Below are 20,648 nucleotides of genomic sequence, written 5' to 3'. Positions count from 1 at the left end.
CGAACGTATGGAATTCCGACACCTCGGCCGCAGCGGTCTCATGGTCAGTGAGATCAGCTACGGCAACTGGCTCACCCACGGCTCCCAGGTCGAGGAGGACGCCGCCAAGCTCTGCGTGCAGGCGGCGCTCGACGAGGGCATCACCACCTTCGACACCGCCGACGTCTACGCGGGGACGAAAGCCGAGGAGGTGCTCGGCCGGGCGCTCAAGGGCGTCCGCAGGGAGTCGCTGGAGATCTTCACCAAGGTCTACTGGCCCACCGGCCCCGGCAAGAACGACCGCGGGCTGTCCCGCAAGCACATCACCGAGTCGATCAACGCCTCGCTGCGCCGCCTCCAGACCGACTACGTCGACCTGTACCAGGCCCACCGCTTCGACAACGAGACGCCCCTTGAGGAGACCCTCAAGACGTTCGACGACCTCGTACGCCAGGGCAAGGTGCTCTACGTCGGCGTCAGCGAGTGGACGGCCGAGCAGATCGGCCGCGCGCTGAAGATCGCCGACGAGATGGGCTTCGACCGGATCGTGTCGAACCAGCCGCAGTACTCGATGTTGTGGCGGGTCATCGAGGCGGAGGTCGTGCCGCTGAGCGAGCGCGAGGGCCTCGGCCAGATCGTCTGGTCGCCGATCGCGCAGGGCGTGCTCACCGGCAAGTACCTGCCCGGCCAGCAGCCTCCGCAGGGCTCGCGGGCGACCGACGCGAGCGGCAGCGCCATGATCGCGCGGTACATGAACGACGACGTGCTCACCCGCGTCCAGGAGCTGCGGCCGATCGCCGACGACCTCGGCCTGACCATGGCCCAGCTCGCCGTGGCCTGGGTGCTGCAGAACCCGAACGTCTCCAGCGCCATCGTCGGCGCCACCCGCCCCGAGCAGGTGCGCGACAACGTCAAGGCGGCCGGCGTCAAGCTGGAGGACGACGTGCTCAAGCGCATCGACGACGTGCTCGGCACGGTCGTGGAGCGCGACCCGGCCAAGACGGTGAGCCCCGCCATCCGTCCGTGAACCGGAAAACGGAAACCCCTTGAGCCGCAATGCGCTCAAGGGGTTCCCTTTTTTCGCGGATCACTCCGGACGCAATGACATTCCCGTGTATTCGACGCGGTCCTCGTCGAGCAGCGACACCTGCTCGACCCCGGATTCGAGCAGCTCACGCCAGTTCTCCCCGAGCCAGGACTCCGCATCGGCCTGACTCGGGAAAACCTCTCGCGGCAAAGGGCGGTCCGTCACCTCACCACCATTTGCATTTTCATAACGCCACCGCCATGTCATGCCATACGCTCCTTCTCCGCGGGTTCGCCGGCGCCTTCCCTCCGACGGCACTGGAACCCTACTCCCGAGCTCGGAGGTCCATCGATGCTGCGCGCGGGCCGTGTTGCCGCGGCGGTCGTCCTGGGGGCGGCCGCCGTAGTCCTTCTCCCCTCCTCCGCGCTCGGCTCACCCTCCTCGCGGCCCGGCGGTCCCGCGCCGGGGATCGTGCGGCTGTGGGGGGTCTGGCGCAGCGACGGCACGGCGTGGCTGGCGTCCACGGCCGCGTACGAGCCGGCGGACGGCTCGGTCGTCGGGTGGCGCTTCGCGGTCTCGGCCGACGGGTCGGTGGGCGAGCCGCCGGGGGGTGAGCTGCCGTCGTTCCCGGCGGTGTGCGTCCAGGACGCGGCCGGCTCGGGGCACAAGCGGGTGGCGGTCGCGGTGGACTTCGGGGACGGGGAGGGCGACGTCCCGTCCGGTGAGCGGCCGCCGGCGCACCCGCTGCTGCGCTGCGTGACCGGCGCCGAGGACGCGACCGCCGCCCAGCTCCTGGCCTCCGCGGCCAGGGTCGGCGTGAACGGGCGCGGCGAGGTGGTGTCGGTCAGCGGCTACCCGTCCCAGGCCGCGGGGACGGCCCCGTCCCAGGGCGCGGGGACGGGGCCGTACCAGGAGGCGGGCGTCGCCGAGGGGGCCGCCGCGCCCGCGAGCGCGCCCGGCGGAGTTCCGGCGCTGCTGATCGCGGGCGGGGCGGGGGCGCTGTTGTTGCTCGGCGCGGGCACGGCCCTGGCCGCCCGCCGCCGCCCCGGTCGCCCGGGTCGGGCCGGTCGGTAGCCTCTGGGCGGTGAAGATTCTTCTCTCCGGGACCGGGGGTGCGGCGGGCTGGCCGGTGGACGGGTGCCCGTGCGCCTCGTGCGCCCGGCTCCCCCAGGGCCGTCGCCGTCCCTTCGAGCTGCTCGTGGACGACACGGCGCGGTTCCCCTTCACCGGCGGCGGCGCGTTCGGCGGCGGGCTCGGGCTGGTGGCGGCCGACGGCGCGGCGGTGCTGTGCCTGCCGCCGGGCCGGGAGGCCCCCTCGGACGGTCCCGCCCGCTACGACGTCGTCGTGCTCGACCTGCTGGACCGCCCGCAGCGGCTCGGCGAGCTGCGCCGCGCCGGGTCGGCCGACGACCGGACCACAGTGGTGGCCGCGTGGCTGGACCACCGGATCAGGTCGGAGGAGGAGCTGGCCAGGCGGCTGCGGTTGTGGGGGGCGGTGGCCGTGCCGGACGGGACGGTCCTGGAGGGCGGCGGAACGGTCCGCGAGACCCCGCCGCGGCGGGCGTTGCTGCTCGGCGGGTCCAGGTCGGGCAAGTCGGCCGAGGCGGAGCTGCGGCTGGCGGCCGAGCCGTACGTCACCTATGTCGCCACCGGCGGCGACGGCGCGGCGGACGGCGAATGGGCGGCGCGGGTACGGGCGCACCGGGAACGGCGGCCCGCTCACTGGGACACGGTGGAGACGACGGACCTGACCGGGGTCATCGCGGCGGCGCGCACGCCCCTGCTGATCGACGGGCTGGGCACGTGGCTGGCGGCGGTGTTCGACGAGCACGGGGCCTGGGACGGCGACCGCACGCCGGTCGCCCGGCGCTGCGCGGAGCTGGTCGAGGCCTGGCGTGGCACGCCGGTGCCGCTCGTGGCGGTCTCGGACGAGGTGGGGATGGGCGTGGTGCCCGCCACGTCCGCCGGCCGGGCCTTCAGGGACGCGCTCGGCAGGCTCAACGAACGGCTCGCCGCCGAGTCGGAGTACGTCGCCCTGGTGGTCGCGGGACGTCCGCTGGAACTGTGAGCCGGTGGCCTCCGGGAGCCGGGACTACGGGCGTACGGCTCTGGCGTACCAGCGGCCGTCGAGGCGGTCGACGTGCAGCGGACGGCCGAAGCACTCGGACAGCAGGCCGGGGGTGAGCACCTCCGACACCGGCCCGGCGGCCAGCAGCCGCGAGTCGCGCATGAGCAGCGCGTGCGTGGTGGTCGCGGGCACCTCCTCCAGGTGGTGGGTCACCGTGACCGTGGTCAGCACCGGACGGGTGGCGGCCAGCTGCTCGACCGCGGTGATGAGGTCCTCGCGGGCCGGCAGGTCGAGCCCGGCGAACGGCTCGTCGAGCAGCAGCACGGCGGGCTCGGCCATGAGGGCCCTGGCCACTCGGATCCGGGCCCGCTCCCCTTGCGAGCACACCCGGAACGGGCGCTCGACCAGGTCCTTGCAGCCCAGGTCGGCCAGTAGGCGGGTGGCGCGCTCGCGCTCGTTGTCGCCGTACTTGTCCCACAGCGGGACGCTCGTGCCGGTGTGGCCGGTCAGGACCACCGTGTGGGCGGTGGCGCCCTCCTCCTCCAGCAGGTCCTCGTCGATCAGCCGCTGACTGGCCGCGACCAGGCCGATGTGGCGGCGCAGCTCCCGCAGGTCGACCCGGCCGAGCCGGTGGCCGAGCACGCTGACCGCGCCCTCGCTCGGGTGGCGCACCGCCCCGGCCAGCGAGAGCAGGGTGGTCTTGCCCGCGCCGTTGGGGCCGAGGATCACCCAGTGGTCGCCGTACGCCACCTGCCAGTCGATGCCGTCGAGCAGCGTTTTGCCGACAACCCGGACAGCTACACCTTCGAGTTCAAGCACGTGCATTCCCGCCACATTAGTCGGCCCTAGGATCGGTCGTTATGCCGCTTGCTGAGCTGACCCATGGGCTGCGCTTCGCGATCGGCATGCTCAGCGCCGTTCCCGTGCGGGTCGGCAGGGTCGATCGGGAGGTCGCCGGGCCGGCCATGGTGGCGGCCCCCGCGATCGGGCTGGGGCTCGGCGCGGTGGCCGGCCTGGCGCTGCTGCTGCCGGGGCCGCCGCTGCTGGGCGCGGCGCTCGCGCTCGGGCTGCTCGCCGCGCTCACCCGCGGCCTGCACCTGGACGGGCTGGCCGACCTCGCCGACGGCCTGGGCAGCGGCCGGCCCGCCGAAGACGCCCTCGACATCATGAAGAAGTCGGACATCGGGCCGTTCGGGGTGATGACGCTGGTCATCACGCTGCTCGTCCAGGCGGCGGCGCTGACCGGGGCCGGCTATCCCGCCCTGGTGACCGCCTGCGTGGCCGGGCGGCTGGCGCTCACCTGGGCGTGCCGGGCGGGCGTGCCCGCCGCGCGGCCCGGCGGGCTCGGGGCGATGGTGGCGGGCACCGTGAGCGATCCGGCGGCGTGGCTGGCCACGGCGGCCGCCCTGGCCGTGACCGCCGGGCTGGGGCTGGCGGCCGGGACGTGGGCGCCGCCGATCGCGCTGGCGGCCGGGCTCGGGGCGGCGCTGCTGCTGCTCCGGCACGCCCGTCGGCGGCTCGGCGGCGTCACGGGGGACGTGTTCGGCGCCCTGGTGGAGACCGGCACGGCGGCCGCGCTGGTGGTGTGCGCGATCCTGGGCTGAGCGGCGATCCGGGCCGAGCGGGGGCGAGTCAGGCGGCCGGCTGCGGGGCGCGGGCCGGGAGGCGGCGCAGGAGCACCACGCACAGCAGCGCGAGCGGGACCCAGCCGACCAGCCCGGTGAGCCCGGACACCGCGGTGTCGGGCGGGGCCGCGGCGTCCCCGAGCAGCAGCACGGCGGGCAGCACCGCGTTCAGCGAGCCGTGCGCGACCACGCAGGGCCACACGCTGCCCGTACGCAGCCGCAGCCAGCCGATCGCGATGCCGGCCAGCACGCAGAAGCCGATGAACTGCAGCGCCGCCCACGACCCGAGGCTCGGGTAGTTGTAGCCGAGCAGGGTGAGCGGGGCGTGCCACAGCCCCCAGATCGCCCCGGACAGCGCCAGGCCGCCGATCGGGCCGTACGTGGCGGACAGCCGGGGCAGCAGCCAGCCGCGCCAGCCCCACTCCTCGCCCAGCGCCGGGACCGCGTTCAGCACCGGGCCCGCCAGCACGCCGATGGCGATCTGCAGGTAGAGCGCCGGGCCCGGGTCGGCCGGCGGCTGCACGCCCCCGGCCGCGAGCTGGGCCCGGAACAGGCTGAACCGGTCGAGGTCGAGCGGGAACAGCCCGACGGCGGTGCTGAGCCCGGCGCAGACGGCGATCAGCAGCGGCACGCCCAGCCAGGCGGCCAGCACGTACCGGCCGGTGCGGCCCTTGCTCTCGCCCAGCGTCAGGCCGGTCTCGGCGGCCCAGCGCCGCCAGGGCGCGCGCGACAGCGCCCACACCCCGAGCACCCCGGCGGCCGGCGTGAACATCATGAGCGCGGCCAGCCCCTTGGCCGCGGGCGAGCCCAGGCCCGCGCCGAGCCAGATGGGCAGCGCCACCAGCCAGGACAGCCCGAAGGCGAGGACGAGGAAGACGGGAAGCTGTTTTCTCATGACCGTGCACGCTCCGCGACGAGGGCGTTGATGAGGGACGCGCCGCGCTCGGCGTCGTCGATGCTGATCGCCAGCCGCCCGCCGGAGCGGTAGCCGACGACCAGGCACTCGCCGCCGCGCAGCATGATGGTGGCCGCGCCGGGCAGGCCGCGGAAGCCCCAGCCGCCGACCTCGCTCGGCCTGCGGTCCTCGGTCCAGGCCCGGTCGATCCGCGACAGCGGGATCCTGCGCGCCGGGACGCCGAACGGCCCGAAGCCGATGACGAGCGCGTCGTCGCCGACCCGTACGGACAGCGTCGCCGTCGCCAGCCCAGCGACCAGCACGATCACGGCCCCGGGCAGGGCGGAGGCCATGGTCGCCGCCGGCACGACGCCGGCCAGGCGCAGCCCGCAGAGCACGACGATCGCCGCCGCGGCCACCAGCGTCAGCGCGACCAGCCAGGGGTTGACCAGCCGGCTGACCCAGACCGTACGGCGACCGGGCCGCAGCTTCATGGCCGGGGGCGGCTGAACGGCCCCGACCGGGTCGGGCCCGCCCCTGCCGAGGTAGCCGGCGAGCGCGCCCACGCCGAGGGAGCCGAAGAGAACCAGCGGGACGTGCCAGCCCGGCAGGCTCGCGGCCGTCCAGTCGGGCACGTCGAGGTTGGCCGCCAGCGTGGAGGCCTGCGTGCCGAGCATCAGGACGCCGCCGCCGAACAGCCCGCCCCACCACAGCGCCCGCCCGTTCCGGTGCCGCAGCGCCCAGCCCCGCGCGGCGACGGCCAGGAACACGATCCACACCGCGGTCCACACCGCCGCCACCGTCAGCACGTGGGCCTGGAAGGACGCCGAGCCGTCGACGCCCGCCGCGCCCCAGTGGGTGGCCAGCGGGTCCGGCAGCCGGTCGCGCAGCCCCATGGGGGCCAGGAGCAGGGCCGCCGTGACGGCCGCGCCCCACCCGGCCGCGGGGATTCGGGGGTTCATGGCAGATCCTCCAGGATGGTGATGAGGTCCTCACGGCGGTAGCCGTGCCTCTCGGCCTCCTCCAGCAGCTCCCGGGCGCGCTGCACGAGCAGCGCGCGCCCGTCGGCCTGGCCCGCGACGCTGACCCCGCGCCCGCGCCTGAACTCCAGCAGCCCCTCGTCGCGCAGGTCGCGCAGCGCGCGCAGCACGGTGTTGGGGTTGATGCCGAGCGCCCTGGCGAGGTCGCGGGCCGGCGGAAGGCGGTCACCGGGCGTGTAGGAGCCCTCGCCGATGGCGCGGCGGATGGCGCCGGCCACCTGTTCGTGGAGGGGCCGTGCGTCGTTGAGATCGAGCGCGAGCAACATGATGCTAATGACACTAGCACCATGAAACGGAATGCGTCCGACCAGCATTTGTAGGATGAACCCCTGTTTGTGAGTACGCAGAAACCGTGGATAGCATCGGTTTACGTGACCACTGTGCGGCTGAACTCAGCAGACCCAGTCTCTGTCGACACCGACGCCCTGATCGTCGGCTTCCGGCCCGGCCAGGACGGCCCCCGCCCGGCCACGGGCGCTGAGTCCCTCGACGCGGCTTTCGGCGGCAACCTCGCCACCTCCCTCAGCTCGCTCGGCTTCTCCGGCAAACCCGGAGAGCTGGCCAAGCTGCCCACGTTCGGCGCCGTCCAGGCCCCGGTGCTCGTCGCCGTCGGCCTGGGCGACTCCTCCGACCACGAGTCCCTCCGCCGTGCCGCCGGCGCCGCCGTGCGGTCGCTGGCCGGCACCGCGCGCGCCGCGCTGGCCCTGCCGGCCGACGACGACGCCCAGGCCGAGGCCGTCGCGCTGGGCGCGCTGCTCGGCGCGTACGGCTTCGACCGCTACCGCACGGGCGAGCCGCCGAAGGCCCCCGTCTCCGAGATCACCGTCCTGTCCGGGCAGGGCGAGTCCGCCGCCGAGCGGGCCGGCGTGCTGGCCGAGTCGGTCTCGCTCGTCCGCGACCTGGTCAACACGCCGCCGTCCGACCTGTGGCCGGCCAAGTTCGCCGAGATCGCCGAGCAGGAGGGCGCCAAGCACGGGCTGACCGTCGAGGTCCTCGACGAGAAGCAGCTCAAGGACGGCGGCTACGGCGGCCTGGTCGGCGTCGGCCAGGGCTCGGTCAACCCGCCGCGCCTGGTCCGCGTCGCCTACAGCCACCCCGAGGCGGGCAAGACGCTGGCGTTCGTGGGCAAGGGCATCACGTTCGACTCCGGCGGCCTGTCGCTCAAGCCGTCGGCCGCCATGGACTGGATGAAGTCCGACATGGGCGGCGCGGGCGCCGTGCTCGGCGCGCTGGTCGGCATCGCCCGGCTCGGCCTGCCGGTCAACGTCGTCGGCTACCTCTGCCTGGCCGAGAACCTGCCGAGCGGCACCGCCCAGCGCCCCTCCGACGTCATCCACAGCTACAGCGGCAAGACCGTCGAGGTGCTCGACACCGACGCCGAGGGCCGCCTGGTGCTCATGGACGGCATCGCGCGCGCCGCCGAGGACGACCCCGACCTGATCGTCGACATCGCCACGCTGACCGGCGCGCAGATCGTCGCGCTCGGCTGGCGCACCGCGGGCGTCATGGCCAACGACGACGCCGTCCGCGAGCTGGTCGTCGAGGCCGCCACCGCCGCGGGCGAGGGCGCCTGGGGCATGCCGCTGCCGGAGGAGCTGCGCAAGGGCCTCGACTCGCCGGTCGCCGACATCGCCAACCTCCACCCCGAGCGCTTCGGCGGCATGCTCACCGCCGCCATCTTCCTCAAGGAGTTCGTGCCCGACGGGGTGCGCTGGGCGCACATCGACATGGCCGGACCGGCCTACAACAAGGGCGAGGCGTACGGCTACACCCCCAAGGGCGGCACCGGCGCCATCACCCGCACCCTCATCGGACTCGCAGAGCGGCACGCGAGCATCTGAAACAAATGAAAAGATGACGGCATCACGAACACCCCGACAAGGAGCCTTCCTGTGGCCTATGACATCGTCGTCCTAGGTGGCGGCAGCGGCGGTTACGCCTGCGCGCTCCGGGCGGCCGAGCTGGGCAAGTCGGTCGTCCTGATCGAAAAGGACAAGATCGGCGGCACCTGCCTCCACAGGGGATGCATCCCCACGAAGGCCCTGCTGCACTCGGCCGAGGTCGCCGACGAGACACGCGAGAGCGCGTCCTTCGGCGTCAAGGCGAGCTTCGAGGGCATCGACGTCCAGGGCGTGCACGCGTTCAAGGACAAGATCGTCACGCGGGCCTGGAAGGGCGTCCAGGGCCTGCTCAAGGGCGCGGGCGTGACGGTGGTCGAGGGCGAGGGCCGTCTGGTGGGCCCGCGCAGCGTGCAGGTGGGCTCGGAGGTCTACGAGGGCGCCAACCTCGTGCTGGCCACCGGCTCGGCCCCCCGCACGCTGCCCGGCCTGGAGATCGACGGCGAGCGGATCATCACCAGCGAGCACACCCTGAAGATGGACCGCGTGCCGTCGTCGGTGATCGTCCTGGGCGGCGGCGTGATCGGCGTCGAGCTGGCCAGCGTCTACCGCTCCTTCGGCGCCGAGGTCACGATCGTCGAGGCGCTGCCGCACCTGCTGCCGACCGAGGAGGAGTCCAGCTCCAAGCTGCTGGAGCGGGCCTTCCGCCGCCGCGGCATCAAGTACGAGCTGGGCGTCTTCTTCGACTCCGCCAAGACCACCGAGACGGGCGTCGTCGTCACCCTGGCCAACGGCAAGACCCTCGACGCCGAGCTCCTGCTCGTCGCGGTCGGCCGCGGCGCGGTGTCGTCCGGCATGGGCTTCGAGGAGCAGGGCGTGACCATCGAGCGCGGCGCCGTCGTGGTCGACGAGCACTGCCAGACCTCGGTCCCCGGCGTCTACGCCATCGGCGACCTGATCCCCACGCTGCAGCTGGCCCACGCCGGGTTCGCCGAGGGCATCATGGTGGCCGAGCACATCGCCGGCCTCAACCCGCCGCCGATCGACTACGCCGGCGTGCCCCGCATCACCTACTCCGACCCCGAGGTCGCCTCGGTCGGCATCACGTCGGCGCAGGCCGCCGAGCGCGGCATCGAGATCGTCGAGCAGGTCTACGACCTGGCCGGCAACCCCAAGAGCCAGATCCTCGGCACCTCCGGAGCGGTGAAGGTCATCGCCCAGAAGGACGGCCCGGTCGTCGGCGTCCACATGGTGGGCCGGCGCATCGGCGAGCTCGTCACGGAAGGCCAGCTGATCTACAACTGGGAGGCGCTGCCCGCAGAGGTCGCCCAGCTCATCCATGCACATCCGACCCAGTCCGAGGCAGTCGGTGAGGCGATGCTGGCCCTGGCCGGCAAGCCGTTGCACGTACACAACTAGTCCAGCCCTCGAGATCAGAACGCGAGAGAAGAATAACGATGCCGGTCTCCGTACAGATGCCCCAGCTCGGCGAGAGCGTGACCGAGGGCACGGTAACCCGTTGGCTGAAGAAGGAGGGCGAGCGCGTCGAGGCCGACGAGCCGCTCCTCGAGGTCTCGACCGACAAGGTCGACACCGAGATCCCGTCGCCTTCCGCGGGTGTCCTCACCAAGATCGTCGTGGCTGAGGACGAGACGGTCGAGGTCGGCGCCGAGCTCGCCATCATCGACGAGAACGCCCAGCCGGGCGCCGCCGCCCCGGCCCCGCAGGCCGCGCCTGAGCCCGAGCCCGAGCCGGAGCCGGAGCCCGCCCCGGCTCCCCCGGCCTCCTCCATCCCGCAGCCGGCCCCGGCCCAGCCCGCTCCCCAGCAGGCCGCTCCGGCTCCGGCCCCGCAGGCCCCGGCCCCGCAGGCCGCTCCGGCCCCGGCCCCGCAGGCCCCGGCTCCGCAGCAGCCCGCCGAGCCCACGCCGCTGCCGTCCTCGGGCGACAGCCCCTACGTGACGCCGCTGGTGCGCAAGCTCGCCAACGAGCACGGCGTCGACCTCGACTCGATCAACGGCACCGGCGTCGGCGGCCGCATCCGCAAGCAGGACGTGCTGGAGGCCGCCAAGTCCCAGCGCGCGCAGGCCGCCGCCCCCGCCGCGGCTCCGGCCGCCCAGCCGGCCGCCGCCGCGCCGGCCCCCGCCGCCGCCCAGGCCCCGGTCGCCGCGGCGCCCGAGCCGGTCGAGGTGGACACCACGCTGCGCGGCCGCACGGAGAAGATGACGCGGCTGCGTCAGACCATCGCCAAGCGCATGGTCGAGTCGCTGCAGACCGCGGCGCAGCTCACGTCGGTCGTCGAGGTCGACGTCACGAAGATCGCCCAGCTCCGGGCGCGGGCGAAGGACGACTTCTTCCGCCGCGAGGGCGTGAAGCTGACCTTCACCCCGTTCTTCGCGATGGCCACCGTCGAGGCGCTCAAGCAGCACCCCAAGCTCAACGCCACGATCAACAACGAGACCAACGAGGTCACGTACTTCGACGTGGAGAACCTGGGCGTCGCGGTCGACACCGAGCGCGGCCTGCTCGCGGCGGTCGTCAAGAACGCCGGCGACCTCAACCTGGCCGGCCTCGCCCGCAAGGTCACCGACCTGGCCGAGCGCACCCGCAACAACCAGGTGACGCCCGACGAGGTCACCGGCGGCACGTTCACGCTGACCAACACCGGCAGCCGTGGCGCGCTGTTCGACACGCCGATCCTCAACCAGCCGCAGGTGGGCATGCTCGGCACCGGCGCGGTCGTCAAGCGGCCCGTCGTGCTCGACACGCCCGAGGGCGAGGTCATCGCGGTGCGTTCGATGGTCTACCTGGCGCTGACCTACGACCACCGCCTGGTCGACGGCGCCGACGCCGCCCGCTTCCTGACGACGATCAAGCGTCGCCTGGAGGAGGGCCGCTTCGAGGCCCAGCTCGGGCTCGCGTAGTCATCGCTCATGAGGCCGGGTGGCTCCTTCGGGGGCCGCCCGGCCTTTGGCGTACTGTGGGGCCATGGCGATCATCGTGACCGGGGCGTCGGGCCTGATCGGTACGGCGCTGGTCGGGGCGCTGCGCGACCAGGGGCGGGAGGTCGTCCGCCTGGTCCGGCGGGAGCCCGCAGGGCCGGGAGAGGCCTTGTGGGACCCCTCGGCGGGGGTGATCGACCGGGCCGCGCTCGAAGGGGCCGAAGCCGTGGTGCACCTGGCCGGGGCCTCGGTCGGCGACCGGCGCTGGACCGCGGACTACAAGCGCGAGCTGGTGCGCAGCCGCGTCGAGGGCACCCGGCTGCTGGTCGACGCCCTGCGCGCGCTCGGCAAGCCGCCCGAGGTGCTGCTGTCGGCCTCCGGGGTCGACTTCTACGGCGACACGGGCAGCCGGGAGATCGACGAGAGCCAGGGCAAGGGCCAGGGGTTCCTGGCCGAGCTGTGCGAGCGCTGGGAGCGGGAGGCCGAGCGGGCCGCCGAGGCCGGCTGCCGGGTCGCGCGGCTGCGGACGGCGATGGTGCTGAGCCGGCACGGCGGGGCGCTCGGGCGCATGTTGCCGATCTTCCGCATGGGGCTGGGCGCGCCGCTGGGGACGGGCCGGCAGTACTGGTCGTGGATCTCCTTGGACGATTGGGTGGCCGCCGCACTACATATCCTGAAAAATCGGGATATTGAGGGTCCGGTCAATCTCGGGTCCCCTTCTCCGGTCACCAACGAAGAATTCACCCGGACTCTGGGTAAATGCCTGCGTAAAGGCACAGTCCCCATGCCCGTACCGGCGTTCGCCCTGTCCATCGGGGTGGGCGAATTCGCCCGCGCGGGGCTGCTGCCGAGCCATCGCATGATCCCGCGGAAACTGCTTGACAGCGGCTACGGCTTCACGCATACCCGTCTCGACGAGGCGCTGCGCGCCGTACTGTAGGGTGCCGTTCGTCCTTCAGCACGCGGGAGATCCGACATGAGCAGGTCCGGGCAGTCGCACATTCTGGCCATCGGGGGCGGATCGTTCCGCCCGAGCGAGCGTCACAACTTCATCGAGGCGAGCGGGTTGCTGCGGTACGGCCTCGACCTGACCGGCCAGGACCGCCCCAAGCTCGGCCTGGTCGCCACCGCCGTCGGCGACTCCTCCGACTGGCTGCTGAAGATGTACGGCGCCTTCTCCGGCTGGGACGTCGAGCTGAGCCACCTGACCGTCTTCCCCATGCCCAACGTGGAGGACGCGCGGGCCTGGGCGCTCGAACAGGACATGATCTACGTCAGCGGTGGCAGCGTGGCCAACCTGATGGCGTTGTGGCGGCTGCACGGCCTCGACGAGGTCTTCGAGGAGGCCTGGCGGGCCGGCGTGGTGCTGTCCGGGCAGAGCGCGGGCGCCCTGTGCTGGCACGTGGGCGGCAACACCGACTCCTTCGGCCCGGCGCTGCGCCCGTGGGCCGACGGGCTCGCGCTGCTGCCGTACTCGTGCGGGGTCCACTACAACGCCGAGCCGCAGCGCCGCCCGCTGCTGCAGGAGTCGGTCGCCTCCGGCGAGCTGCCCGGCGGGTACGCCGCCGACGAGGGCGTCGCCCTGCACTACGTGGGCACCGAGTTCATCCAGGCGGTCACCGTCGACCCGCGGGCCTACGCGTACCGGCTGGAGTACGACGGCGCCAACGGCGTCAAGGAGTTCAGGATCGAGCCACGCCTGTTGACCCCCTGATTACCCGGACCGGGTGAGGGAACGGCACAATAGGCTCATGCGCCCCATCCACGGGGACGATCCCCACGCGCTGGCCGTCGTCCGCCTTGGTGTGGACGTCCCCTACGAGCAAGCCTGGTCGTTGCAGCGCTGGATGCACGGCAAGCGGGTCGCCGGCGAGCTGGGCGACGCGGTCCTGATCCTGGAGCACGCCCCCGTCTACACCGCGGGCAGGCGCACCCTGCCCGGCGACCGCCCCTCCGACGGCACCCCCGTCGTCGACGCCGACCGGGGCGGCCGGGTCACCTGGCACGGCCCCGGTCAGCTCGTCGCCTACCCCATCGTCGCCGTCGCCGACGTGACCCGTTACGTCTGCGCCCTTGAGGAGACGATGATCCAGGTGTGCGCCGACTTCGGCGTCACCGGCCGGCGGGTGCCGGGGCGTCCTGGCGTGTGGGCGGCCGGTGACGTCGCCCTGGGGCTGCCCGACCGGCAGCTCGGCGCGGTCGGCATCCGCGTCGCGCGCGGCGTGACGATGCACGGGTTCGCGCTCAACTGCGCCAACGACCCCCGGTGGTTCAACCGGATCACGCCGTGCGGGCTGCCCGACGCGGGGGTCTCCTCGCTGTCGGCCGAGACCGGCCGCCGGATCGTGGTCGAGGAGGTCATCCCGATCGCCGAGAAGCGGCTGGCCGACGCCCTCGGCAGGGAGCCGTTCGACCTGCACGAGGAGGATCTGCTGCGCAGGTGACCGAATCGGCATCGAACAGCGGTTGAATCTGGATCTTTCCGGCTTAACATCGCCGTGTGAAGCGTTCCGCCGCTCTCGTTCTCGCGCTCCTGGTTCACCTGCTCACGCTGGCCTTCCTCGCGCTGGGCGCGTGGGCCGTGCTGGCGCACCTCGACTCCCTCGTGGCGTGGCTGGTCGGCGGCGTGAGCCTGGCCGTGGGATGGGCGCTGCGGCCCCGTCTTCCCCGCCTGCCGGCCGACGCCGAGGTGCTCGACCGCGCCGCTGCCGGCGAGCTGTACTCGCTGGCCGGCCGCGTGGCCGACCGGGCCCGCGTCAAGAGGCCGCGCAAGGTCGCGGTCCTGGACCTGGCCACCGAGACCGTCTATGACCATGTGGGCGTGCCGCGCACGCCGGTGCTGGTCATCGGGCTGCCGTTGTGGCTGGCCCTGACGCCGCGGCAGCGGGTGGCGCTGCTGGCCACCGCGTACGCGCGCACCCCCGCCGCCGAGGAGCTGATCGTGGACGGCGCCCTGTTCACGCTGGCCGCCTGGCACGACGCGCTGCTCGGGCCGAGCCCTCCGCTGAAGATCAGGGAGGAGGCCCAGGCGAAGATCGCCGCTTCGTCACTGGGCGCGATCGACCAGCCCGGCACGACGTACGAGGCGGCGGGGTTCTTCGGCCGGCTGATCGGGCGGGTGCTGGGCGGCCCGGTGCTGCTGGCGGAGTACGCGCTGACGGCGCTGGCCCGCGCCGGACGGCCCCGTGCCGAGCAGCGGCGGGAGGCGATCGCCCGGCGGGTCGTGTCCGAGGCCGAGCTGGACGAGCTGCGCGGCCTGGCCGCCGGCGGCTACCTGGCGCCCATCCAGGCCGCGGCGCTGCGCGGCGAGAGCGTCACGGCCATCAGGCAGGGCGCGCTGGCCCGCCACCGGCTCACCGACGACGGCGTGCTGACCTCGGCGCCGCACTCGGAGCTGCTGGACACCGCCGGGTCCGCGCTGATCGACGAGGAGCTGCTGCGCCACTACACCAGGGCGATCCGCGGCTTCGGGCTCATCACCTGACCCTCGACCGGTCCGGTTCTGCGGCGGACGTAAGCTGGACGGGTGACCGTTGCTCCTGATGGCCGAAAGCTCCTCCGCCTGGAGGTGCGCAACGCCGAGACCCCTATCGAGCGCAAGCCCCCGTGGATCAAGACCAAGCTGAGGACGGGCCCCGAATACACCGAGCTGAAATCGCTCGTGCGCCGGGAGGGCCTGCACACGGTCTGTGAAGAGGCGGGCTGTCCCAACATCTACGAGTGCTGGGAAGACCGCGAGGCGACCTTCCTCATCGGCGGCGACCAGTGCACCCGCCGGTGCGACTTCTGCCAGATCGACACGGGCAAGCCCAAGGAATACGACCGCGACGAACCCCGCCGGGTCGCCGAGTCCGTCCAGCAGATGGGCCTGCGCTACGCGACCGTGACCGGCGTGGCCCGCGACGACCTGCCCGACGGCGGCGCCTGGCTCTACGCCGAGACCGCCCGGCAGATCCACTCCCTGCTGCCCGGGTGCGGCGTCGAGCTGCTGGTGCCCGACTTCAACGGCAACCGCGACCAGCTGGAGGAGGTCTTCTCCAGCAAGCCCGAGGTGTTCGCCCACAACGTCGAGACGGTGCCGCGCATCTTCAAGCGCATCCGCCCCGCCTTCCGCTACGAGCGTTCGCTCGGGGTGATCACGACGGCCCGCGAGGCCGGGCTGGTCACCAAGTCCAACCTGATCCTGGGCATGGGCGAAACCCGCGAAGAGATCGTCGAGGCGATGCGCGACCTGCACGCCGCCGGCACCGACCTGCTGACGATCACCCAGTACCTGCGGCCGACGCCGCGCCACCACCCGGTGGAGCGCTGGGTCAAGCCGGAGGAGTTCGTCGAGCTGCAGGCCGAGGCCGAGGCGATCGGGTTCGCCGGGGTGCTGTCGGGGCCGCTGGTGCGCTCGTCGTACCGCGCGGGCAGGCTCTACCAGCAGGCCATCGCGGCCCGCCAGACCACCTGATCCAGGCCGATCCCGTTTGATCCTGCTTGATCTTGCTTGATCCTGCTTGAGCGGAGCCCCGGGCCGTTGCCCGGGGCTTTTCGCGTCCCTAGCATGGCAGGGCTGCCGAGGGAGGGCGAGGCCATGGCGACCGTGATCCGCACCAGCGACCTGCCCGCGCGCAGCCGTCACGACGCCTGGCGCGGCATCGTCTGCGACACGCTCGGGCCGCTCGACCTGCGCATCGATTCCGGCGCGCCGCTGCGGGGCGAGATCGAGCTGGGGCAGTTGGGCCCCGTGGGCGTGGGCCGGGTGCGCACGTCCACGCCGCACAGCGTCCACCGCACGGCGAAGCTGATCCACCGCGACAACCCCGAGCTCTACCGGGCCGTGCTGGCCGTCTCGGGCAACCCGGTGCTGCGCCAGGACAGCCGCGAGATCCGCCTGGACAAGGGCGAGTTCGCCATCTACGACTTCACCCGCCCCTACGAGGTGGCCTACGACTCGGCCGTGCAACTGGCGGTGTTCAGCTTCCCGCACGAGCTGCTGCCGCTGCCGTACGACGACGTGGCCCGGCTGACCGCGGTGCCCGTCTCGGCGCGCGAGGGCGCCGGCGCGCTGGCCGTGCCGCTGCTGCGCCGGGTCACCGAGGACTACGACGACTACACCCCGGCCAGCGCGGCCAGGCTGGCGACGGTGGTGATGGACCTGGTCACCACGGCCCTGGCCGAGCGGGCCGAGCAGGCCGCCGCGGTGCCCGAGGACGCCCGCCGCCGCGCCCTGCTGCTGCGCGTGCGCGCCTTCATCGACCAGCGTCTGGGCTGGTCCGACCTCGATCCGGCGATGGTGGCCGAGGCGCACCACGTCTCGGTGCGTTACCTGCACCGGCTGTTCGAGTCCGAGAACACGACGGTGGCCGCCTGGATCAGGCACCGGCGGCTGGAGCGCTGCCGCGGCGACCTGCTGGGCGCCCGGCACCTGCCGGTCGGCGAGGTCGGGGCGCGGTGGGGGCTGCCCGACTCGGCGCACTTCAGCAGGCTGTTCAAGCGGGCGTACGGGCTGCCGCCGGCCGAGTTCCGGCGGGCCCACCCCGTGCGCTGATCGTCAACCGTCCTGGCACGGGGATCCAAGACGCGCGGGGTCGTGCGGAGCAGACTGAAGGTGTTCCAGAACACCTCAGATGCCTAGGAGCACGACATGCAGCTCTTCCTCAACCTTCCGGTCAAGGACCTGGACCGGTCGCAGAAGTTCTTCACCGAGCTCGGCTTCACGATGTACGGCATGGCCGAGGGCATGGCCTCGATGCTCGTCAACGAGCAGACCCAGGTGATGCTGCTCACCGAGCCGACGTTCTCCACGTACGTCACCAAGGAGATCGCCGACGCCACCACCAGCACCGAGGCCATCCTGGTGCTCGGCATGGAGAACCCGGCCCAGGTGGACGAGCTGGTGGACAAGGCGCTCGCGCTCGGCGCCACCCCGGCCGGCGTGCCGCAGGAGGCCGGGTTCCGCTACCAGCGCGGCTTCGCCGACCTCGACGGGCACCACTGGGAGGCCCTCTGCCTGGTCCAGCCCGCGTGAACGGCCACGCCACCTCGGCGGACGGCACCGTGCTGGCCTACGACAGCTACGGCTCCGGGCCCGCGGTCGTGCTGGTCAACGGCGCGTTCGGCGACCGGGCGCACCCCACGCTGGCGGGCGTGGCCGCCGCGCTGGCGCCCTGGTTCACGGTCGTCAACTACGACCGCAGGGGCCGGGGCGGCAGCGGCGACACCCGGCCGTACGCGGTCGAGCGGGAGATCGAGGACCTCGCGGCGGTGATCGGGGCGGCGGGCGGGACGGCCATGGTGTTCGGGGGCTCGTCCGGCGCGGCGCTCGTGCTGGAGGCCGCCGCCCGGGGCCTCGGCATCACGAGGGTGGCGGTGTGGGAGCCGCCGTACCACGTGGACGACGACGCTCCCCCGCTGCCGGACGACTTCGCCGCGCAGCTCGACGCGCTGGTGGACGCGGGCCGCTGGGAGGAGGCGGTCGAGCGGTTCATGGTGGAGGCGGCCGAGGTGCCGGTCGAGGCCGTGGCCGCGATGCGGGCCGACGCGTCGTGGGCGCACCTCAAGGACGTGGCCCGCACGCTGGCCTACGAGGCCGCCGTCCTCGGGCCGGGCAACCGGCTGCCGGCCGCCACGCTGGCCGCGATCGCACAGCCGTTGCTGGTGCTGAGCGGGGAGCGGAGCCCCCGGTGGATGGCGGGCGCGGCGCTGGCGGTCGCGGCGGGCGTGCCGGGGGCGCGGCATCGGGTGCTGGAGGAGCAGGCCCACGCCGTGACGTCGGAGGCGCTGGTGCCGGAGTTGCTGGAGTTCTTCGCCCGGTGACAGGCTTTGCGTAACGTAAAGGTCACAAACCTATCGAGTACTCGGTTTTCTGGTGAACACTGATGCCGTGGAACTCGACGAACTGATCGCCCGGCTCGACCTCCCCACCAAGATCCGCCTGCTCACCGGGGCCGGCATGTGGTCCCTTCCGCCGATCCCCGAGATCGGGCTCGACCGGCTCGTGATGAGCGACGGCCCGATCGGCGTCCGCGGCGAGCAGTGGACCTCCGCCGACCCGTCGATCGCGCTGCCCAGCCCGACCGCGCTCGCGGCCACCTGGGACGTGGAGCTCGTCCGGCGGGCCGGCGCGCTGCTGGCCCAGGAGGCCCGGCGCAAGGGCGTGCACGTGCTGCTCGCGCCCACGATCAACCTGCACCGCTCCCCGCTCGGCGGCCGGCACTTCGAGTGCTTCTCGGAGGATCCGTACCTGACCGGCGAGATCGGCGCGGCCTACGTCGAGGGCGTGCAGGAGGGCGGCGTGGCCACCACGCCCAAGCACTTCGTGGCCAACGACTTCGAGACCGACCGCTTCACCGTGGACGTGCGGGTCGACGAGAAGACGCTGCGCGAGGTGTATCTGCGGCCGTTCGAGCGGGTGGTGCGGGCCGGCGCGTGGGGGCTGATGACGGCCTACAACGCCGTGAACGGCACCACCATGACCGAGCACTCCGCCCTGGTCAACGGCGTGCTGAAGGACGAGTGGGGGTTCGACGGGCTCGTCGTGTCCGACTGGACGGCCGTGCGCAGCACCGAGGCCGCCGCCCTCGGCGGCACCGACGTGGCCATGCCCGGCCCGTTCGGCCCGTGGGGGGACAAGCTGGAGGCCGCCGTCCGGGAGGGGCGGGTGCCCGAGTCGGTGGTCGACGACAAGGTCCGGCGCGTCCTGCGGCTGGCCCGGCGCACGGGCGCGCTCGGCGGCGGCGAGCGGCCCGCCCCCGGCGTCATCGACGGCCCCATCGACGGACTCGCGCTGGCCCGCGAGGTGGCCGCGCGCGGGTTCACCCTGCTCACCAACGACGGCGTGCTGCCGCTGCGGGACGTGCGCACGCTCGCGCTCATCGGCTCGGCGGCCGGCGAGGCCCGGGTCATGGGCGGTGGCAGCGCCCAGGTCTTCCCCGACCGGATCGTCTCGCCGCTGGCCGGGCTGAGCGCGCTGGAGGGCGTCGAGGTCCGGCACGCCGTCGGGACCGACCCGCGGATCCGCCTGGCGCCGCTGGCCTGCCCGGTCGTGGCGCAGTTCCTCGACGCGGGCGGCGGCCTGCTGGCCGAGCATCCGCTGGCGGCCGCCGAGGCGCGGTGGGTCGGCCAGCTGCCGCCGGACGTGGACGGCGAGCGGCTCGGGGCGGTGCGGCTGCGGGCGGCGTACACGCCGGGCACGTCGGGCCGGCACGAGCTGTCGGTGGCGGGCGTGGGCGCCTTCACCGTCACGGTGAACGGCGAGACCGTCCTCGACACGACGATCGAGCCGGAAGGGGGCGATCCGGCGGCCGCGTTCCTGTCGCCGCCGGAGCGGCGTTTCGCCGTCGAGATGGCCGCGGGCGAGTCGTACGAGCTGAGCGTGACGCATCCGGCGGGGGCCTTCGGGGGCATGGCGTTCGTGGCGTACACGCTGGGCCACGCCGACCCGGCGCCGGGGGCGGACGAGCTGATCGCCGAGGCCGTGCGGGTGGCGGCGGACAGCGACGTGGCGGTGGTCGTGGCCTCGACCACGCCGGAGGTCGAGAGCGAGGGCTTCGACCGCGAGACCCTGGCGCTCCCCGGCCGCCAGGACGAGCTGATCCGCGCCGTGGCCGCGGCCAACCCGCGCACGGTGGTCGTGGTCAACGCGGGCTCGCCGGTGGAGATGCCGTGGGCGGACGAGGTCGCGGCGGTGCTGCTGACCTGGTTCCCCGGGCAGGAGGCCGGGTCAGCGCTGGCCGACGTGCTGTCGGGCCACGCCGAGCCCGGCGGCCGCCTGCCCACCACCTGGCCCGCCACGCTCGCGGACGCCCCCGTCACGGACGTCACCCCCGTGGACGGCGCTGTGGCCTACGACGAAGGCGCGTCCATCGGGTACCGGGCCTGGGAGCGGTCGGGGCGGGTTCCGGCCTTCTGGTTCGGCCACGGCCTCGGCTACACGACGTGGAGCTACGACTCCGTCGCCGCCGAGGGCGCTACCGTGACCGTCGCGCTGACCAACACCGGCGACCGCTTCGGCCGCGAGGTCGTGCAGATCTACCTCTGCCGGGGCGCCGACCGCCGCCTGGCCGGGTTCGACGTGGTCGAGGCCGGGCCGGGAGAGACCGTGATCACGACCGTCTTCCTGCCCGACAGCGCCTTCCAGGTGTGGGAGGACGGCTGGCGCACGGTCGAGGGCGAGTACACGGTCCAGGCGTCGCACCACGTCGCGGACCCGAGGCTGTCGATCACGGTGAAGATCTAGCGACAAAGGCC

21 protein-coding genes are annotated in these 20,648 nt (G+C 73.3%); 16 read left to right on the top strand and 5 right to left on the bottom strand.

The genetic code is table 11. From position 1 onward, the window contains the following. The first annotated feature begins 7 nt into the window (after positions 1–7). Complete coding sequence (locus ACIBQ6_RS17390; RefSeq protein WP_358294156.1) at positions 8–1,006, top strand: aldo/keto reductase family protein; 999 nt, start codon at positions 8–10, stop codon at positions 1,004–1,006. 60 nt (positions 1,007–1,066) lie between these two features. On the opposite strand, the gene ACIBQ6_RS17385 is transcribed toward ACIBQ6_RS17390, so the two are convergent. Then, positions 1,067–1,273 carry a hypothetical protein gene (locus ACIBQ6_RS17385; RefSeq protein WP_358294157.1) on the bottom strand — a complete coding sequence of 69 codons (207 nt, stop codon included), beginning with the start codon at positions 1,271–1,273 and terminating at the stop codon, positions 1,067–1,069. 84 nt (positions 1,274–1,357) lie between these two features. Between ACIBQ6_RS17385 and ACIBQ6_RS17380 the strand changes: the two genes are divergently transcribed. Further along, positions 1,358–2,080 carry an SCO2322 family protein gene (locus ACIBQ6_RS17380; RefSeq protein WP_397212942.1) on the top strand — a complete coding sequence of 241 codons (723 nt, stop codon included), beginning with the start codon at positions 1,358–1,360 and terminating at the stop codon, positions 2,078–2,080. 10 nt (positions 2,081–2,090) lie between these two features. Further along, entirely contained in the window at positions 2,091–3,074 is a 984-nt protein-coding gene (locus ACIBQ6_RS17375; protein ID WP_397212940.1) for a bifunctional adenosylcobinamide kinase/adenosylcobinamide-phosphate guanylyltransferase, read from the top strand. Between the two features lie 24 nt (positions 3,075–3,098). On the opposite strand, the gene ACIBQ6_RS17370 is transcribed toward ACIBQ6_RS17375, so the two are convergent. Then, the gene (locus ACIBQ6_RS17370) at positions 3,099–3,899 is read right to left on the bottom strand and encodes an ATP-binding cassette domain-containing protein (RefSeq protein WP_358294161.1); all 801 of its coding nucleotides are present in this window, start codon (positions 3,897–3,899) and stop codon (positions 3,099–3,101) included. A gap of 35 nt (positions 3,900–3,934) precedes the next feature. Here ACIBQ6_RS17370 and ACIBQ6_RS17365 point away from each other — a divergent pair, with 35 nt between their 5' ends. Further along, positions 3,935–4,678 carry an adenosylcobinamide-GDP ribazoletransferase gene (locus tag ACIBQ6_RS17365; RefSeq protein WP_397212937.1) on the top strand — a complete coding sequence of 248 codons (744 nt, stop codon included), beginning with the start codon at positions 3,935–3,937 and terminating at the stop codon, positions 4,676–4,678. Positions 4,679–4,706: 28 nt separating this feature from the next. Here the strand turns inward: ACIBQ6_RS17365 and ACIBQ6_RS17360 are convergent, their stop codons facing one another. Genes ACIBQ6_RS17360 through ACIBQ6_RS17350 form a run of 3 tightly spaced genes read right to left on the bottom strand, consistent with a single transcriptional unit; the run spans position 4,707 to position 6,900 of the window. Then, positions 4,707–5,594: a lysostaphin resistance A-like protein gene (locus ACIBQ6_RS17360; RefSeq protein ID WP_397212935.1), complete on the bottom strand. Its 888-nt coding sequence runs from the start codon at positions 5,592–5,594 to the stop codon at positions 4,707–4,709. After that, positions 5,591–6,556, bottom strand: coding sequence for a hypothetical protein (locus tag ACIBQ6_RS17355; RefSeq protein ID WP_397212933.1), 966 nt, complete (start codon positions 6,554–6,556; stop codon positions 5,591–5,593). Before ACIBQ6_RS17355 ends, ACIBQ6_RS17360 begins: the two co-directional genes overlap by 4 nt. Beyond that, positions 6,553–6,900: a GntR family transcriptional regulator gene (locus tag ACIBQ6_RS17350; protein ID WP_352353377.1), complete on the bottom strand. Its 348-nt coding sequence runs from the start codon at positions 6,898–6,900 to the stop codon at positions 6,553–6,555. The genes ACIBQ6_RS17355 and ACIBQ6_RS17350 overlap by 4 nt, the downstream gene beginning before the upstream one ends. A gap of 105 nt (positions 6,901–7,005) precedes the next feature. Between ACIBQ6_RS17350 and ACIBQ6_RS17345 the strand changes: the two genes are divergently transcribed. The 12 genes from ACIBQ6_RS17345 to ACIBQ6_RS17290 all read left to right on the top strand — a co-directional run bounded on the left by ACIBQ6_RS17345 (position 7,006) and on the right by ACIBQ6_RS17290 (position 20,637). After that, positions 7,006–8,475 (top strand): leucyl aminopeptidase, encoded by a 1,470-nt coding sequence (locus ACIBQ6_RS17345; protein ID WP_358294170.1) that lies wholly within the window; start codon positions 7,006–7,008, stop codon positions 8,473–8,475. A gap of 51 nt (positions 8,476–8,526) precedes the next feature. Then, positions 8,527–9,891, top strand: a complete 1,365-nt coding sequence (gene lpdA, locus ACIBQ6_RS17340; RefSeq protein WP_358294172.1) for a dihydrolipoyl dehydrogenase — start codon at positions 8,527–8,529, stop codon at positions 9,889–9,891. Positions 9,892–9,929: 38 nt separating this feature from the next. Continuing rightward, entirely contained in the window at positions 9,930–11,393 is a 1,464-nt protein-coding gene (sucB, locus tag ACIBQ6_RS17335) for a 2-oxoglutarate dehydrogenase, E2 component, dihydrolipoamide succinyltransferase (protein WP_397162258.1), read from the top strand. A gap of 64 nt (positions 11,394–11,457) precedes the next feature. Continuing rightward, positions 11,458–12,351: a TIGR01777 family oxidoreductase gene (locus ACIBQ6_RS17330; protein ID WP_397212931.1), complete on the top strand. Its 894-nt coding sequence runs from the start codon at positions 11,458–11,460 to the stop codon at positions 12,349–12,351. Positions 12,352–12,387: 36 nt separating this feature from the next. Continuing rightward, positions 12,388–13,125 carry a peptidase E gene (locus ACIBQ6_RS17325; protein WP_358294177.1) on the top strand — a complete coding sequence of 246 codons (738 nt, stop codon included), beginning with the start codon at positions 12,388–12,390 and terminating at the stop codon, positions 13,123–13,125. Between the two features lie 37 nt (positions 13,126–13,162). Beyond that, the gene (gene lipB, locus ACIBQ6_RS17320; RefSeq protein WP_358294179.1) at positions 13,163–13,855 is read left to right on the top strand and encodes a lipoyl(octanoyl) transferase LipB; all 693 of its coding nucleotides are present in this window, start codon (positions 13,163–13,165) and stop codon (positions 13,853–13,855) included. 56 nt (positions 13,856–13,911) lie between these two features. After that, the gene (locus ACIBQ6_RS17315) at positions 13,912–14,895 is read left to right on the top strand and encodes a hypothetical protein (RefSeq protein WP_397212929.1); all 984 of its coding nucleotides are present in this window, start codon (positions 13,912–13,914) and stop codon (positions 14,893–14,895) included. A 42-nt stretch (positions 14,896–14,937) separates the two neighbouring features. Continuing rightward, a complete protein-coding gene (gene lipA / locus ACIBQ6_RS17310; RefSeq protein WP_397212927.1) occupies positions 14,938–15,867 on the top strand; it encodes a lipoyl synthase in 930 nt (309 codons plus the stop codon). A 93-nt stretch (positions 15,868–15,960) separates the two neighbouring features. Further along, the gene (locus tag ACIBQ6_RS17305) at positions 15,961–16,947 is read left to right on the top strand and encodes a helix-turn-helix domain-containing protein (RefSeq protein WP_397212925.1); all 987 of its coding nucleotides are present in this window, start codon (positions 15,961–15,963) and stop codon (positions 16,945–16,947) included. A 96-nt stretch (positions 16,948–17,043) separates the two neighbouring features. Beyond that, the gene (locus ACIBQ6_RS17300) at positions 17,044–17,427 is read left to right on the top strand and encodes a VOC family protein (RefSeq protein ID WP_352353397.1); all 384 of its coding nucleotides are present in this window, start codon (positions 17,044–17,046) and stop codon (positions 17,425–17,427) included. Continuing rightward, on the top strand, positions 17,424–18,215 hold the full coding sequence (locus tag ACIBQ6_RS17295) for an alpha/beta fold hydrolase (protein ID WP_397212923.1): 792 nt from the start codon (positions 17,424–17,426) through the stop codon (positions 18,213–18,215). The genes ACIBQ6_RS17300 and ACIBQ6_RS17295 overlap by 4 nt, the downstream gene beginning before the upstream one ends. A 67-nt stretch (positions 18,216–18,282) precedes the next feature. Next, positions 18,283–20,637, top strand: coding sequence for a glycoside hydrolase family 3 C-terminal domain-containing protein (locus tag ACIBQ6_RS17290; RefSeq protein WP_397212921.1), 2,355 nt, complete (start codon positions 18,283–18,285; stop codon positions 20,635–20,637). Positions 20,638–20,648 lie beyond the last annotated feature (11 nt).

Origin of the sequence: Nonomuraea sp. NPDC049655, from assembly GCF_044465465.1 — a bacterium.
In the GTDB taxonomy this organism is placed as follows: Bacteria; Actinomycetota; Actinomycetes; order Streptosporangiales; family Streptosporangiaceae; genus Nonomuraea.
Note: the sequence above shows the minus strand (reverse complement) of the source record. Positions and strands in the feature narration are given on the sequence as shown.

Coding starts and splice junctions, on each gene's coding strand:
- sucB (WP_397162258.1), top strand. CDS start 9,930: ATGCCGGTCTCCGTACAGATGCCCCAGCTCGGCGAGAGCGTGACCGAG.
- ACIBQ6_RS17330 (WP_397212931.1), top strand. CDS start 11,458: ATGGCGATCATCGTGACCGGGGCGTCGGGCCTGATCGGTACGGCGCTG.
- ACIBQ6_RS17325 (WP_358294177.1), top strand. CDS start 12,388: ATGAGCAGGTCCGGGCAGTCGCACATTCTGGCCATCGGGGGCGGATCG.
- ACIBQ6_RS17365 (WP_397212937.1), top strand. CDS start 3,935: ATGCCGCTTGCTGAGCTGACCCATGGGCTGCGCTTCGCGATCGGCATG.
- ACIBQ6_RS17385 (WP_358294157.1), bottom strand. CDS start 1,273: ATGACATGGCGGTGGCGTTATGAAAATGCAAATGGTGGTGAGGTGACG.
- ACIBQ6_RS17370 (WP_358294161.1), bottom strand. CDS start 3,899: ATGCACGTGCTTGAACTCGAAGGTGTAGCTGTCCGGGTTGTCGGCAAA.
- ACIBQ6_RS17390 (WP_358294156.1), top strand. CDS start 8: ATGGAATTCCGACACCTCGGCCGCAGCGGTCTCATGGTCAGTGAGATC.
- ACIBQ6_RS17380 (WP_397212942.1), top strand. CDS start 1,358: ATGCTGCGCGCGGGCCGTGTTGCCGCGGCGGTCGTCCTGGGGGCGGCC.
- ACIBQ6_RS17360 (WP_397212935.1), bottom strand. CDS start 5,594: ATGAGAAAACAGCTTCCCGTCTTCCTCGTCCTCGCCTTCGGGCTGTCC.
- ACIBQ6_RS17350 (WP_352353377.1), bottom strand. CDS start 6,900: ATGTTGCTCGCGCTCGATCTCAACGACGCACGGCCCCTCCACGAACAG.
- ACIBQ6_RS17300 (WP_352353397.1), top strand. CDS start 17,044: ATGCAGCTCTTCCTCAACCTTCCGGTCAAGGACCTGGACCGGTCGCAG.
- lipB (WP_358294179.1), top strand. CDS start 13,163: ATGCGCCCCATCCACGGGGACGATCCCCACGCGCTGGCCGTCGTCCGC.
- ACIBQ6_RS17305 (WP_397212925.1), top strand. CDS start 15,961: ATGGCAGGGCTGCCGAGGGAGGGCGAGGCCATGGCGACCGTGATCCGC.
- ACIBQ6_RS17355 (WP_397212933.1), bottom strand. CDS start 6,556: ATGAACCCCCGAATCCCCGCGGCCGGGTGGGGCGCGGCCGTCACGGCG.